Source organism: Alloscardovia venturai (assembly GCF_042676605.1).
Lineage (GTDB): Bacteria > Actinomycetota > Actinomycetes > Actinomycetales > Bifidobacteriaceae > Alloscardovia > Alloscardovia venturai.
In genome coordinates, this window is record NZ_JBHTHQ010000021.1 from 475,512 (window position 1) to 491,299 (window position 15,788).

Sequence of the window (15,788 nt, forward strand, 5' to 3'; positions counted from 1 at the left end):
AGTTACTCAAAAATACTTGTAGCACTACCTTGATTTACAGTCTGCTCGGCTTTGATACTCACAGCAGCGGGGCTGAGAAGCCACACACGAGGAGTCACACGCTCAACAGACCCTCGGACTCCGAAGACAACGCCCGTCGCAAAATCTACAATGCGCGTAGCGTCCTTATCGGCGACACCCGTAAGATTCAAAACCACAGGAACTCCATCACGTAATGCACGACCCACAGCTTGGACTTCATCATAGTTACGAGGATGAATAGTCGTAATGCGATTCATTTGTGCCTTAGGAAAAGTTGTATTCGACGAAGATGAAGACACTGACGAGGCACTACCACGACCCGCAGCTGCGAGCCGAGAAGATTGAATACTCAAACTATCATCGCGGTCGAAAGCCGTTTCATCTGGCTGAGTATCTTCTTCAGCCACAATCTCGTCATCGTCAACTTCTTCGGGATCGGAAAGCCCAAAGAAGCTTAATCCTTTACTAAACACATTTGCCATGAGTACTACCTCTCCTGCTTAGCGCAAGAACTCCGGAATCTCCAAGCCATCGAAAGAATCTTCCTCTTCCTGCGTTTTCTGAGTCTGTACTGTCGGGATAGAAGCAGATTCAGGAACAACCGGTATCACAGTACTTGCTGTGTTGTCAGATACTGTAGCAGGAGTCTGTTCAGGCAGCACCGATGCCGAAACTGTCGAAGGAGCTTGTTGGGTGGCAGCCGCAGTAGCTGCTGGAGAATCAGAGCTTGCAGGAGCTGGCGTGGAGACGAGTTCCGTTGCAATAGGTGTAGCATCAGTCTCTCTATCATCAGCTACGTCGAATCCAGTAGCGATGACAGTTACTGACATTTCGTCACCCATAGCATCGTCTAATGACACGCCAAAGATAATGTTTGCTTCTGGATTGCACAACTCACGGATTAGGTTCATAGCCGCTGGAATCTCTAGCATACCGAGGTCAGATGGGCCTGCTATATTAACCAAAATTCCGTGAGCACCGTCAATGCTGCCCTCCAACATCGGGGAGCTAATAGCAATCTCAGCAGCCTGAACTGCACGGTCCTCGCCGCGCGCAGAACCGATGCCAAACAATGCTGTACCAGCATCCTTCAAAACCGCAGTAACGTCAGAGAAATCTACGTGAATATACGCATTCGCATTCAAGGTATCCGTAATGCCTTTAACACCGGAGAGCAAAGCCTGATCTGCGTTGTGAAACGCATCGAGCATCGTAATGTTTCGATCACTCAAATCAAGAAGACGGTCATTAGAAATGACAATGAGCGCATCAACCTCTTTACGCAAATTATCGATACCAAAGTCCGCTGAGGCGCTGCGACGCTTACCCTCGAAGCTGAATGGACGAGAAACTACTGCTACGGTTAGTGCACCCTGCTGACGTGCTGCGCGAGCAACGATAGGGCTAGCACCCGTACCAGTACCGCCACCTTCGCCTGCGGTAATGAACACAAGGTCAGCACCTTTGACTGCCTGCTCAATGTCAGACTGATTATCTTGCGCAGCTTTCGCACCACGCTCAGGATCAGCACCAGCGCCCAAACCACGGCTTGTGCTATCCGACAATGAAATCTTAATATCCGCCTCTGAGCGAGATAAGTCCTTATCATCAGTATTAATAGCGACAAACTCAACGTTTTGAAGGCCTTCGCCAATCATGCGGTTTACCGCATTGCCGCCAGCGCCACCTACACCGACTACCTTAATAATCGTGCTATCATCCAAAACGCGATTCTGAATGCTGGTCATCGTGCTCCCATCGTTAACGTATAGTCACAACTTTAATACATTTCCTGCCCAAATCGCACACATGTAATTAAAATTATCTAAAAAATCTTAATTTTTTAGGAAAAATTTAATATGACGCATCCATAGGGTCATCGTCAAACAAAGCTGTGCGTTGGTCTACACTCAACTCGCGAGATTCCAACCAGTTATAAGGCAGATGAACCTTCTTTGCATAGCGGACACGACCTCGTGGCTTGTCCGCAATTGCCATAGGGAACTCAATAGTTGGATCGAATTTCTCAATTTCGCAGCGCACATCATCGAGGTTTTCACATTTCATAAATGCTGCGCGCGTACCGCCACCCACCGGGAAACCTTTAAGATACCACGCGATATGCTTGCGCAAATCATGTACAGCCATCATCTCGTCACCATCATAGAACTGAGAAAGTAGCTGCGCATGACGCATAATAATTTCGCCTACTTGTCCAAGATTTGGATTGATGCGCTCTGATGAACCAGCAAATGCATTCGCAATATCACCAAAAAGCCATGGACGACCTTGGCAACCTCGGCCTATTGCAACACCTGCGCAGCCCGTTTCTCTCACCATAGAGACAGCATCTTCAGCAGACCATATATCACCGTTGCCGATGACTGGAATATCAAGCTCACCCACGAGTTCAGCGATTTTTTCCCATTCGGAATGACCGCCGTAGTACTGTGCCGTGGTTCGTGCATGAAGAGTTACAAATTTGCATCCCTCATCTTGAGCAATTTTTGCCGCATCATGGAACGTCGTATGATCATCATCAATACCCACACGAATTTTCGCTGTCACAGGAATTCCTGCTGGTTCAGCGACACGAACTACACGTCGCAAAATCTCTTGGAATAATTCATTTTTCCACGGCAGTGCAGATCCGCCACCTCGACGCGTAACCTTAGGCACAGGACAACCGAAGTTCAGATCAATATGGTCTGCCATATTTTCGTCCACAACGATTTTCGCCGCCATCTCCACAATCGACGGATTAACGCCATAAAGCTGCAAAGAGCGGTAATCTTCCGACTCGTCAAAACGACACAAACGCAACGCTTTCGGATTGCGCGCTACAAGTGCACGCGCGGTAATCATTTCTGCAACGTAAAGACCGTCTGGGCCAAACTCACGGCAAAGAACTCGGAAAGGCCAATTCGTCACCCCAGCCATGGGAGATAACAGTACTGGCGTTTGGACAATATGATTACCCATATCAATGCTCGGAAGCTCGACGTGAGAAGTTGCTGCGTTTTCAGTCATAATGCAATTAGTTTAACGTATGGTATAAATAGAGATTACTATACGCGTCTTTTCTATTCCGATTTAGGAGGTCTAACAATATTATCGAATTGTTTCAGAAGACTTTTGTTTCTGCTTTCAATAGATTCTTTTATACCTGATTGATTGGGCGTATCCGAATAAAAATTGGGGAAATCTGTGAAGAATTGATTTGTCATCGTAATATCTGACTTACTGTACATATTTCTCTTCTCTTCTTCACTTTTGACGTTGGAATAATGTTTACCCTGTTCTAGTAATAATAAATTTCCTAAAGAATTTATCCATCCTTCTGAGGCATTATCCTTGATATTCTCTCTATCTATAATATGCTCAATTGTTGCATCATAGATGAATTTCAACCCCTTATTAGACTTAATAGTCTGTTCCTGCCTATTAACTGCAAGCGTTTCAAGCACAAATTTGATTAATGCGTACTCTTTGCCCTTCTTCGAATTATCTAACTTCTTAGCATCATAAGTAAGATTTACAGACTCTACGAAATTTTCGCTAGGGAGTTTACCTACCAGAGCCGCCTCGTATTCTTTATAAGCGTTATCAACATCATTTGTTGACCAATTTTCCTTGTTTCTATACTTTAATAATTCTTGAGAAGTATTAGCATAAATCGTTGTAAGTTTATTTGCTGATGAGTGCACGAGAACATGCATGCACTGGTGCAAAGCAGTAATTCTAATAAATTTCCTAAATTGTGCGCTACTCATCTTCTTTTTATCGAACACTTCAAAAAGCGTTATAAGAAGAATACGTAACTGCGATACGTCAATCCCATTGAAGAATTCCAAGTCACTCTTAATTTGCCAATGGTCCTTCTGTGAGAAATACTTTTTTTGTCCAAAGATCTCAGTCTTATCTGTAGGATTAAGCATTATCTTGTAATACTGAGATGCTTGCACAAGACTTTCCAAGAACTCCATGTAACTTTCTGCGCTTGGCTCCACACGAGACATGAAACGTTCGTATAAATTATTCTTTGTTATGCTCTTATATCGCCCTCGCATGAAATGGAAAATGAATGTTTGTAAGTTTTCTTCGCTTTCGTAAATATTTTTCTCAATCTGCATCCATCTTGTCGAAGCACTCTGAGATTCATCTTCAAGTATAGAAAAAATTTCATTCTTGATAAGGTCAGGAGGATCTAGTTTCTTACCACGAGAATTCAAATTACGAAAAAGCTTATTCGCCTCCTCTAAGCTATCATTATAGATGCATATCAATGTACTATTTGAAAGATAATCCCCTAGCGCTTCAAGAATACTGATATAGAGAGCATCGTTAAGATCCTCTATATCTACATGCATACGCATGCTTATTTCCTTTTTGCTTAAGATATTCTTTATATACTCGTATGCATCCAATAAATGCTTTTGTTCGTCAGATTGTATATCAACTTTTGCAGAGAGGTCACCCGCACCATTCAAATTTAAAATCTTTTCCGGAAGTAACGGATTCAAAGCATCATTTACCAGACGATGAACTTGTTCAGATTTGCCTTGTTTATTCCTAGTAGCGTATAATCTGTCGCCAAATTCAACTCGATAGTCATCATTTAATGTATGAATTATTTCAGTAATTGCAGCAAAAAACAGTGTCATTGTAGTTAATCTTTGCTGCCCATCAATCACTTGGTATGGCTTATCAATATCGGACGATATTTTATCCCCCAGAACAAGAATCATACCGAAAAAGTATCTATTATCGTGATCAAAATCTTGAACCTTGCAGTTAATTCCACTTGAACTAAAAAGGTCATCAAGGAAATCATCAAAATTGCTATCTTCCCAAGAAAAATCTCGTTGGAAATTAGGAATTTTATACCGCTTGTTTCCAGAAAATATATCTTCAATACTTATCTCACGCGGTGAATACGCCATAATAATCTCCAGCCAACTAAAGTTCCTAGAATCAGGATAAATCCAGACTCCATTTGATAACTAGAATCCATCCTAATTTATGAGATAAATCTTCTCCCCCCCCCAGACAAAACTGCCCTGTGAAAGTTGAACTATAAACAAGTTCAAGCATTTTCACAGAGCAGCTAGCCATATATAACAATTATTTATGCCTCAGGTGCCTGAGGATAGCGCTCCATAGAATTACCAATGCGGTCTGTTACATACTGTGCGACCTTGTCAAGAGCAACACGCTCCTGCTGCATAGTGTCGCGCTCACGAATAGTGACAGCATGATCGTCGATTGTATCGAAATCAACGGTAATACACAGAGGCGTACCGATTTCGTCCTCACGACGATAACGGCGGCCGATAGCGCCGGACTCATCGTAATCGATATTCCAGTCATGCAAGCGAAGTTCCTGAGCCAAATCCTGGGCGATGGACTGAAGTTCAGGCTTCTTAGACAATGGCAAAACTGCGGCCTTAACAGGAGCCAAGCGTGGATCAAGACGCAAAACGGTACGAGTATCCACGCCGCCTTTGGTATTTGGAGCTTCATCCACGTCATAAGCATCAACCAAGAATGCCATGAGGGAACGGGTCAAACCAGCAGCTGGCTCGATAACATATGGAATGTACTTCTCGCCAGACGCCTGATCAAAGTAGCTCAAGTCCTTACCAGAGTGGTTTGCATGAGCCGTCAAATCGTAGTCGGTACGGTTTGCGATACCCTCGAGCTCGCCCCAATCAGAACCCTGGAAACCGAACTTGTATTCGATATCTACAGTGCGCTTGGAGTAATGAGAGAGCTTTTCCTTTGGATGCTCGTACAGGCGCAAGTTTTCTTCAGCGACGCCGAGGTCAGTGTACCAATGCTTACGAGCGTCAATCCAGTACTGATGCCATGCTTCATCTTCGCCGGGCTTGACGAAGAATTCCATTTCCATCTGTTCAAATTCGCGAGTACGGAAGATGAAGTTACCAGGAGTAATTTCGTTACGGAAGCTCTTACCGATGTTTGCAATACCGAATGGAGGCTTCTGACGGCTCGATGCCTGAACCTGCGCGAAGTCTACGAAGATGCCCTGAGCAGTCTCTGGACGTAGGTAGTGCAAAGAATTTTCATCAGCGACTGGACCTAAGTGAGTCTGTAGCATCATATTAAAATCGCGTGGCTCAGTCCACTTGCCCTTCGTACCGCACTCCGGGCATGGAATATCTTCCTGCGATGCTGGCATGTGACCATGCTTCGCTTCGTAGTGCTCTTCCAAATGATCTGCACGGAAACGCTTATGACAGTTAAGGCATTCAGTAAGTGGATCGTTGAAAACATTGACATGACCCGATGCGACCCACACCTCACGAGGAAGAATGACAGAGGTGTCCACGCCAACAACATTCGCCCGCGTGGTAACCATGAAGCGCCACCACTGCTCTTTGATGTTTTCCTTGAGCGCTACGCCAAGTGGACCATAATCCCACGCCGAACGGGTTCCACCGTAGATTTCACCAGCCGGAAAGACAAAGCCACGGCGTTTTGCGAGAGATACGACAGCATCGAGCTTTGATTCAGCCACTTTTACTCCTTTAAAATTACGTACTCATACGGCTTATGAGCACTTTTCTTCTTGAGTAACATTACAAGCAAAAGCAGACGAATAGCTATACCCATACCCGCGCGCGACGAAATTTCTCTCTACTTTTTCACTCCACCGAAACGACGATCGCGATTTGTAAACTTTTCGATGGAACGCCACAGAATCTGCCGATTGCAGTCAGGGAAAAGTTCTGGAACGAAATCAAGCTCAGCATATGCTGCCTGCCATGGAAGGAAGTTAGAAGTACGCTGCTCGCCCGAAGTACGAACCACAAGATCGCAGTCAGGTACATCGGGCAGATAAAGATGCTCAGCAATCATCTTTTCTGTTACCTTGTTCCCTTTAATCTTCCCCGTTGCAACTTCGCGCGCTATTTCAGCTGCTGCATCGGCGATTTCTGCACGTCCACCGTAGTTAATGCAAAAGATAACATCAATAATCGTATTGTTCTTAGTCTTTTCCTGAGCAATTTCTAGCTCATCGATTACGGACTTCCACAACTTTGGACGTCGCCCGCTCCACCGAACTCTTACTCCCCACTCATTCATTTGGTCAACACGACGATGAATGATATCGCGAGAAAATCCCATGAGAAAGCGAACTTCTTGAGGCGAGCGCTTCCAATTTTCTGTAGAAAACGTATACAAGCTTAAATACCGAACACCTGCTTCAATCGCGCCTGCAATAATGTCAAATACCACAGGCTCTGCCGCTTGATGCCCATTCGTCCGGATAAGCCCGCGTTCCTGAGCCCAACGACCATTGCCGTCCATAATGACGCCGACGTGTTGAGGAACCTTTTTCTTATCAAAAGATGGAATAATGCTCATGTCGCTGAACGGTGCGGCTGGGATATCGAGAGACGTATAGTCGAGGTTTTCAAAACTCATGTGTTCGATTTTACTAATTTCAGTGAACGAACTGGACGTTCCACATAGTATTGCAACCATTCCTCAACAATTTGTACCGTTCTAGGGAACAATACACTACTCCCCTGAGTGTTTTTTGCAGAATCTAGAATATCCCAACGTCCATGGAGTAAGGCGTAAAGCTGCGTCCGCACATCATGCGATATTTCATAAGCATCCGGCAATCTATCCGACCTACACATCATCCCGCCAGCGGATATGGAGAAAAAATCAAGCTGCGTCTGACGTCCGCACACGACGCATGTGTCTAGCCGAGGCGACCATCCGCTCATCGATAGCATACGTAGGATGAAAGAAGATTCAATCACTTGCGGCTCATGTTCCTCACTCACGAGAGCATGAAGTGCGCTTACGAGTAGGTCGTAGTAGAGACTCGCATCATGAGTTTCAAACTGGACGCCCTCATCTCCCATAGAGTCTAAAAGTTTATCTACCGCTTCTCCTATGACATTTGCTGCTACATACGCATCATAGTTTGTGATAAGACTCGCGCCATAGGCATTAAGCGTTTCTGCTTGGTTGATGTGTTGAAGTTGTCCACGTCCTTCGAAGAGGAGAAATTGATTTCGGTTAAAAGGCTCGAGACGACCACCGAATCGCGACTTTGTACGACGAACGCCTTTTGCTACAGCGCGAACTTTCCCATGCTGTTTCGTCAGAATAGTGATGATACGATCTGCTTCACCGAGTTTAACGGTGCGGAGCACCACGCCTGCGTCTGTGTAGCTTGGCATCAGTAAATAAACACTCCCCAGAACGAAAACATGAGAAGGACAAAGAACATCGCTATAGTCGTTACGCCGAAGAAGATGATACCAAGTTTTGTACTTGCAAGAATCGGCTTGCACGCACTTTCATCGAGTATTTGCGAATCCGTGTCAGTAGTCTGCGTACGATGTGCATGACGTACAAGGCGCGCGCAGGTGGGTACATGCGTAGCCTTCTGGGTCCAGTTCTGTGCTATATGCTCTATGCTCGCTTTATAACCTTCATGCATGATACGAGGAAAAATCCAACGCTGATATGCAGACTCAATGAGAGTTGTACCTACCACAGCCCAAGTAAAAATGACGATGACACACACTGTTTGGACCGCATACCAGCTCCAGTAAATCATTCCTGGACTTTCCGGCGCAGCCCCCCAGATTAGATTGATGACGCGATATACAAGTTGAGCGATGGCAGCAAAAAAGAGCAGCATCGCGGCTATAGTAACCAGACTTATTCGAATAAGAACAGACTGGTATCTACCTACAAAGCCGAAGACGTGGCGTTTACGACGAGTTACTGTAAAGAGCAGTTTCTTGCCGAGGCTATAGACTCCAATAAGGACGGACAACGCCAAAAAAATTATCATTAAAGAATGAATAACGACTGCGTAAAAGGTCATCGTACGGTGAGCTCTTAAGTCCTCGGGGACGAGAATAGCTTGCTGCACATCTGAACCCGCAATTTTCGACGTGGACTGCTCAAGGCCTCGCGCTACGCCAACAGCCCAGTCCACGAAGTCGTACTCATAATGATCAACATATAACGTTCTCGCCTGTGTCTGATCCCCTACTCGCAATACATGATTGCCAATGGGATAGTCACGAATAGTTACGTCCCAGTTCCCTGCCTTATGAGCAAGCTCGAGAATGCGCTGAGCCCCGGAAACTTGCGCGGTAAGGACATCTTTTGCTCCATAAGCGACAAGGATAGGAACGTTATATCCTTGTACAATTTGAGATTCGAAGTCAATATTGCCAAAACCGAAACTTGCCGTATCGAGGCTAAATACACGCTGAACGATATTTTGATAACCATTATTCGCGCCAAGGATTGCAAATAATTGCGATACAGAAAATCCCAAGGAGTGCCGAGGGCTAAACACCATAGGAGACATCATAATCTCAAAGGCAATGTGTTTGTCGTCGCGCACAATGTAAGGAGAAATCCATGTCCCCTCAGACGTCGTGAACAACCCTACTTTATCTGCATCAACATATGGGAGCTGCCGCAAGTACTCGACTGCTTTCTCATACGCCTTCGCCGAGGCAGGATAGTCACGCGTAAAATCATTTGTATCCCACCGAGGCTTATCCATGACAAGTGTCGCGAATCCTGCACTTGCAAGGTCAGCTCCGACATCATTAAAGGAATCATTTGAATTTCCTACACCTGCGCCATGCACAAAAACTGCCGCCGGCATTCCACGAACCATTCCTGGAATAGTGTGAATGACTTGCCCATTAGCATCCATAGGAACGCGCAGGATGATATCGTCTTTCTGAATCTTGCCCGTACTTGGTTGCTTTATAAAAATGCTATCGCGAATTTCACGCACACGATACGTGTTGCGCCGTGGAAGCTCAACGCCCGTTGTATTCTTAAAACTAATCGACGTATCTGCTGTGGTCGAATGTACTGTTAAATCAGTCGTGTCATTGTTCCAGCGATAATTTGTCAGATGCGAGACACCGATAAAGATGCCCATGAGCAAGCCAAAAATGATAATGCTGCTCAGGAAACGCTTCATGAACGGCCACGAACCATCCGACCTATCTGCAAAGTAAAATCTAAACCATGAGGTAAGGGAGACGATGGAACGTCGAAGTGCCACGCGCTATCACTCCTGCTCAGAGGTTTTTGCAACGTTATCAGCCACATGCTTTTCAGCGCTCAGATGAGGTAGATGGAACTGCACCGACTGGATGCTTCCTGTATCCATCAAGGTGCTGTAATCCACATCGGAAACTGGTGCAGTGGAGCCGCGCTGTGGCTTATGCTCAGGAGTAAACGACTGCGGAAGCTGTACACTCGTATGCACTACCTCACTTGCATCACCTACAAATCTAGAATTTGTTTCCTCGATAAGTGGAGCAGACTGTACGTTGCGTACATCTTGTATGCCTTGTATATTTCGCGCAGTTTGTATGTCTGCTACATTCTTCTGACGGCTCGTCGCCTCAATACGTGAAAGAACTTCTACGATGCGATTTATATAGGCATCAACTTGCGCTTCATCATATCCATGAGCTCCGCGATGCTGAGTAAAAGTCACTGTTGCTACGCCATGAGAGTCAAAAGATTGCATTTGACCTTTAGCATCTTGAGCAAACACTCCCAATGCAAGCGTCTGATTCAAGAAATATGCAATATTTTTCACAAATGCATCTACTTGTTTCTTATCATACGACGGCTTGCCAAATCGCCCATTCGCAAAAATTGTACGGTCACTACGCTTCGCACGAGGAATAAGAGTCAATGCGAGTTGCTCATTCTGTGCCGACCATGCTTCTAAGCCTTCGTGAAGAATGGTCCAGTCAGCAAGTTTATCTGCAATAGCATCTTCCAATCGTCGCAGTGCAGAATCGACTGCAGCTACATCATAACCATTTTTCTCTAAATCAAAAGTGACATTCTGAATTTCAGCTTGAGTCATATTCGGCTCATCAACCTCATACAGGCTGCGAGTAGACTTCAAGAATTCATCTACCTGCTTGACACTATATCCCCATTCTTTCTTACGAGCACGAGGAATTGCTGTCTTAGCCTCCTGAAATTCAGCCATGGAATGCTCCTTTATTCATAAACTACTACAAAAGAATACACATGACGACAAACATCATCTCTGCTCTTTGCTCACTTTTATACGCGCTCATCTTTGCACGTGATTATCATTTGGAACACGCCGACATTTGCGCTCATGCTCACACTCTGCTAACTTATACCAAGTCGGGCGATTAGCTCAGTTGGCTAGAGCGCCACGTTTACACCGTGGATGTCAGGGGTTCGAGTCCCTTATCGCCCACCGACCTAAACGGGAAAAGCAAAGTTCTTCTCCCGTTTTCTTATACGCCGTATGGCGCGCGGCTTTACTCTTTATCTTTCTCTATCTGTGAGTTTCTGGGCTTTGCACCCTCTCTACACAGCGCTCTCAGTAGCACTATCAGCCAAGACTCTGTGTATAAAGCAGTCCATCTTATCAAGGGTTATCTGCGAGCGAGGATGAGTAGCAAGTCCTACGACATACACATGCCCTAATTCTCCCCACTCATTCGTATCTGCATCATCAAGCTCAACGTCGACGCCTTTACATACGAGGCGCTTATAGAGATCAATATTTTCGTCATGAAGAAAATCATCTGTGGCAGTATTGATAAAAACAGGCGGCATTGCTGCTGCACCCAAAAGTTCGTTTGTACCGGTAAAACCAGTAAAATTGTCACGCACTGTCCCAAAAACTTCTGGAGACAAGGCGTCCAACGCATCAAGCTCGTGTCTCGCTTCACGCTCACTAGTATCCATTCGCGCAGACAAATCGTATATACCACATACAAGGAGAAGTCCCCGTATCTTGAGACCAGCTTGAGGCACACACGTTTGCATACTCATCGCATAACTATTTTCAATTTGCGCGCTATGCAGTGCCATACATGCCCCAGCCGAGTCACCCGTTAGGAAGAGCCGGTCCATATCGCCGCCAAAGTGTGCGATATTTTCTGCTGTCCATAAATATGCGAGGGAAAGGTCTGTAAGGATTTCAACAAAGTTATAACACGGTCCGGGCCTATAGCTCGGGAGGACTACGACGTAGCCACGATGCGCGAGGTGCATGGCAAAACTGCGATTTAACTCGCGCATTCCGTATACAAATCCACCACCGTGATCGTCAATGATCACGGGATACTTGTGCCCCTCACTAGCATCTTTTGGCGCGAAAACATCGAGGTAATGTCCGCGATCATCATCTTTAGTATAAGGAATTGCAAGATGACCAACGACATCATCAGGAAGCTGCCAATTTTTGATACGTTCATAGTCAAACTGCGCACTCGCTTTACGCATGGCGATGGCTGCTTGTTTTGCCTTTGAACTTATCTTTCTACCGCGTGTGTCTTGCGTATCATCAACACAATCTTCATCAATGTAGCTCCATAACCGCCCAGCTTCCATCCAACTTTGAGCCGCACGTGCCTGTGTAACTATTGCGGATGGAGAAGAATTATCAGATGGACCAGGACCGTGCGTATACATATGCGATACCATTTACTTACGCTCCTTTGCATAGTGAAATAGGAAAACCTGTTAAACGTGTATTAATGCGTATTAACACGAGTATATGCAAAAGCGCCCCCATAGGAGACGCTCAAAAGTCTAGTCGCAAAAATTAGAATTCTACCGTCCACGTCCAAATGCACGCAAACGGATACCATTCCAATCAGGGCCAACAGTCTCTGGAGTTGCAGCATTCATTCCAGCGGTTTTTGCAGCATTCTGTAAAGTATTAGGACCGATAGCACCTGGGCGACCCGGCTTAGGGGTCAATACCCAGAATGGTGAGCCCTCATTAAGCATCTGGCTGGCATCCATGATGGTGTCAGCAAGTTCATCCTCATCGTCGCCATCACGCCACCATAGCAAGACACCGTCTACGCTCGAGTCGTACTCTTCGTCGACGAGTTCTTCGCCTAGATATTCTTCTAATGTAGCGCGTAGATTCTCGTCTACGTCATCGTCCCAAAGCCATTCTTGAACTACATCTCCTGGCTGGAACCCGAATTCTTGTGCTTCGCTTTCTGTATTCGACACAATTTGAGCATAACAAACAGGAGAGAAAAACTCATTCTACCGTTCGTGACATAACACACTTCTTGATGTATTACGAGACTAGTGGGCCGTATGAGTGCTACTATTTGCAGTATTTTTCACAGAACTTGCTGAGCATGGCTGCAGTCCAGAAGTTCTCCCCTGCCCAATCGCTACAAGTGCTTTATATGCTTGATCAATGTTGGATACTGCATACACTTTAAGCCCTTGCGGTATATGCCCAACGACTTCTGAACAGTTTGATTGCGGAGCAAGAAAATACCGTGCATCATCACGGCGAGCACCTATCATTTTGAGCTGGATGCCGCCAATTGCACCGACTTTCCCGTCGCGAGAGATCGTACCCGTTCCAGCGATAATCTTCCCTCTTACTTCATCCGTAGGCGTGAGCTTAGAAATCGTCCCCAACGTGTACATCATGCCAGCTGACGGTCCACCGATGTCGTCTATATGCATAGTCACTGTGGCACGATCTGCATTAATTCCCAACGTGTCCTTGAGATATTTCTTCGCAACAACCGATGCCGTATCTTGAGCAGTAGTCATCTGCTGGTCGCCTTCTTCATCATAGTCAGACGCGCTTTGATTAATTGAATATACCGCTTCTTGAGGGAGAACTGCCATGTGCGGATTGAACCACGCCCACAAAGCAACCGCCGTTGGCGTGTAATATCCTGGGACACCTGTAGCTGAGACAGATACCATATGAAGTTCGCCGGAGTTCCTGTACGTGCGCACACCGGAAACATCAATCATGGAGATTTTGCTCGTACTCGACACAGTACCGAGAACATCTTGTGTAGGTCCCGGCATTTCCACAGCGTATGGGCTAGGAAGCAGGAGCATGATAATCATCATCGCAATAGCGACAATCGCTAACTTCCGTCTTTTTAGATGTGATGGCATCTTACCTGAACGGTAAACCATAAGTGTCCTTCCTGTCGTATCACACACACGAGTGCGTTGCGATTCCAGCAATTCCAGTGCCTCCACGTCATACACTACACGTCGCACAATGGTGCAAATATTGCGCTCAGGGTGTGAAAAATAGACGAAGATTTCTCAACTTGTGTCGTTTCGGTTGCCCCTCCCATAGTATTAGTTCTAAGGAATTTATAAAAGTAAGGTTGACACGGTCATGTCTGAGAATAACTTTGACGAGAATGCATTGCATAAATGGATGATTGATTCATTTGGCCCGTTCGAAGGCGAAATGGCATGGCAGCAGTTCCAAGAATTACCTGATTTCGTGCGAGAACAGCTCCTTCGCGACGGAGCGCAAGGACTGCCGAACCCGCATGAAGTACAGTCACTTATGCAAGCTTTTACTGAAAGTGGCATGAATACGGTCTCCGATATTCGCAATACTTTAGACGAAGGTCCTATCAACCGTCGACTAGCAAAGTCTCTTGCTCAGCAGCGAGCGCGAGAGGGCGAGACGATACGAGTAATCACTGCTACCCAGGCAGATAAAGTTCGAGCGGCCGCTTCAGAGACTAATTTGTGGCTTGATTCTGTGACAAATTTTGACCCGCCTACTAGTCCTATGAGTGCTTACACGCGTGCTGAATGGGTGGAGGCTACACTTCCCGCTTGGATTGATTTTGCAACGCCTGTTGCTGCATCTATGAATAATGCTATGGGACAAGTCTTTGCTGAACGGTTTGGTGATGCGCACGTTGATGGTGAAGTAGCAGGTCTGTTCGCTGGTCCTGTCAATATTCCTCTTCCTGATGATTTAAAAGACCCGTCAAAGCTTATGAGTGTCTTAGGCAACACTTCTTACGCTATGCAATTTGGTTCTGCTGCGGGGTCTCTCTCGCACGAGGTACGTGGTACTTTTGACCAAGCTATCGCTCTCACTTCTAATCCCGCGGGTGGTATCGTCATAGAAAATGTCGTCGAATACGCTAAGGCGCTGGAAATTAGTGAAGATGAAGCACTGCGATACCAGACATTAGTCGAGAGTGCTCATGCGCGACTTTTTACTAATGTTCCTTGGCTCATGCCGCGTTTTAAAGCACTTATTTCCAAGTATGCTCGCTCTATTTCCATCGACTTGGATGCGATGGAGCAAGAGCTTCGCGACGCACAAATGATGAATCCTGAATCTATTGCTAGTGCCGTAAATCTCTCTAAAGTAGGTATGGCAGATACTCCAGAGCAGCAAGAGGCACTCCGTAGTCTAGAAACTCTGCTTGCTCTTGTAGAAGGGTGGGTAGATTGCATTGTCTGGCGTGCAGGGATGCCATACCTACCTCATATTGATCAGTTACGTGAAATGCAACGCCGTGAGCGTGTGTCTGGAGGGGCAGCGGAACGCTCCTTTGAAGCACTACTCGGACTTGACATGCATCCGAAGAAGATGCGCGAGGCGAGCGATATGTGGGAAACACTCACAATTGCTGAGGAAGCATCCGGTCGTGATCTGCACTGGTCTCATCCAGACTCACTGCCAGTACTTGCCGACGATGTGATGCGCAAGCTGGCACAGGCGGACACGGCGAAAGAATCTGCACCATCCATTGACTGGGATAGTGAGTTAGCACAGCTTCTTGACTTTGACGGCACCTCTGATAGCGCTTCTGATGGCGCTGGCAATAAAGACGACAGTAGTAACGGCACAGATACGCGGCAAGACTCAGATTCAGATTCTGGCCCGGATTTAGATGAGCAGTAAAACT

At 46.0% G+C, this 15,788-nt stretch carries 13 protein-coding genes and 1 tRNA gene; 2 read left to right on the forward strand and 12 right to left on the reverse strand.

The window, feature by feature from the left end:
- Positions 1 to 2: 2 nt before the first annotated feature.
- The 9 genes from ACFQY8_RS05480 to ACFQY8_RS05520 all read right to left on the reverse strand — a co-directional run bounded on the left by ACFQY8_RS05480 (position 3) and on the right by ACFQY8_RS05520 (position 11,065).
- Positions 3 to 503, reverse strand: coding sequence for a cell division protein SepF (locus tag ACFQY8_RS05480; RefSeq protein ID WP_377938885.1), 501 nt, complete (start codon positions 501 to 503; stop codon positions 3 to 5).
- An 18-nt stretch (positions 504 to 521) separates the two neighbouring features.
- Complete coding sequence (gene ftsZ, locus ACFQY8_RS05485) at positions 522 to 1,769, reverse strand: cell division protein FtsZ (RefSeq protein WP_377938886.1); 1,248 nt, start codon at positions 1,767 to 1,769, stop codon at positions 522 to 524.
- Positions 1,770 to 1,875: 106 nt separating this feature from the next.
- Positions 1,876 to 3,051, reverse strand: a complete 1,176-nt coding sequence (gene dusB / locus ACFQY8_RS05490; RefSeq protein ID WP_377938887.1) for a tRNA dihydrouridine synthase DusB — start codon at positions 3,049 to 3,051, stop codon at positions 1,876 to 1,878.
- Positions 3,052 to 3,104: 53 nt separating this feature from the next.
- The gene (locus ACFQY8_RS05495) at positions 3,105 to 4,964 is read right to left on the reverse strand and encodes a DUF262 domain-containing protein (protein WP_377938888.1); all 1,860 of its coding nucleotides are present in this window, start codon (positions 4,962 to 4,964) and stop codon (positions 3,105 to 3,107) included.
- Between the two features lie 185 nt (positions 4,965 to 5,149).
- Positions 5,150 to 6,562, reverse strand: a complete 1,413-nt coding sequence (locus ACFQY8_RS05500) for a glycine--tRNA ligase (protein WP_377938889.1) — start codon at positions 6,560 to 6,562, stop codon at positions 5,150 to 5,152.
- A 119-nt stretch (positions 6,563 to 6,681) separates the two neighbouring features.
- A complete protein-coding gene (locus ACFQY8_RS05505) occupies positions 6,682 to 7,473 on the reverse strand; it encodes an isoprenyl transferase (RefSeq protein ID WP_377938890.1) in 792 nt (263 codons plus the stop codon).
- Positions 7,470 to 8,246 carry a DNA repair protein RecO gene (gene recO / locus ACFQY8_RS05510; RefSeq protein ID WP_377938891.1) on the reverse strand — a complete coding sequence of 259 codons (777 nt, stop codon included), beginning with the start codon at positions 8,244 to 8,246 and terminating at the stop codon, positions 7,470 to 7,472. The genes ACFQY8_RS05505 and recO overlap by 4 nt, the downstream gene beginning before the upstream one ends.
- Entirely contained in the window at positions 8,246 to 10,114 is a 1,869-nt protein-coding gene (locus ACFQY8_RS05515; RefSeq protein WP_377938892.1) for an alpha/beta hydrolase family protein, read from the reverse strand. Before ACFQY8_RS05515 ends, recO begins: the two co-directional genes overlap by 1 nt.
- Positions 10,115 to 10,120: 6 nt before the next feature.
- Positions 10,121 to 11,065 (reverse strand): DivIVA domain-containing protein, encoded by a 945-nt coding sequence (locus ACFQY8_RS05520; RefSeq protein WP_377938893.1) that lies wholly within the window; start codon positions 11,063 to 11,065, stop codon positions 10,121 to 10,123.
- Positions 11,066 to 11,231: 166 nt separating this feature from the next.
- Between ACFQY8_RS05520 and ACFQY8_RS05525 the strand changes: the two genes are divergently transcribed.
- Positions 11,232 to 11,305: transfer RNA gene (locus ACFQY8_RS05525), tRNA-Val, on the forward strand.
- Positions 11,306 to 11,418: 113 nt separating this feature from the next.
- Here the strand turns inward: ACFQY8_RS05525 and ACFQY8_RS05530 are convergent.
- The 3 genes from ACFQY8_RS05530 to ACFQY8_RS05540 all read right to left on the reverse strand — a co-directional run bounded on the left by ACFQY8_RS05530 (position 11,419) and on the right by ACFQY8_RS05540 (position 14,031).
- Entirely contained in the window at positions 11,419 to 12,543 is a 1,125-nt protein-coding gene (locus ACFQY8_RS05530; protein ID WP_377938894.1) for an alpha/beta hydrolase, read from the reverse strand.
- Positions 12,544 to 12,672: 129 nt separating this feature from the next.
- Positions 12,673 to 13,086, reverse strand: coding sequence for a DUF3052 domain-containing protein (locus ACFQY8_RS05535; protein WP_377938895.1), 414 nt, complete (start codon positions 13,084 to 13,086; stop codon positions 12,673 to 12,675).
- Positions 13,087 to 13,164: 78 nt separating this feature from the next.
- Positions 13,165 to 14,031 carry a YlbL family protein gene (locus tag ACFQY8_RS05540; protein WP_377938896.1) on the reverse strand — a complete coding sequence of 289 codons (867 nt, stop codon included), beginning with the start codon at positions 14,029 to 14,031 and terminating at the stop codon, positions 13,165 to 13,167.
- A 211-nt stretch (positions 14,032 to 14,242) separates the two neighbouring features.
- On the opposite strand from ACFQY8_RS05540, the gene ACFQY8_RS05545 reads away from it, so the two are divergent.
- Positions 14,243 to 15,784 (forward strand): zinc-dependent metalloprotease, encoded by a 1,542-nt coding sequence (locus ACFQY8_RS05545; RefSeq protein WP_377938897.1) that lies wholly within the window; start codon positions 14,243 to 14,245, stop codon positions 15,782 to 15,784.
- Positions 15,785 to 15,788: the final 4 nt, after the last annotated feature.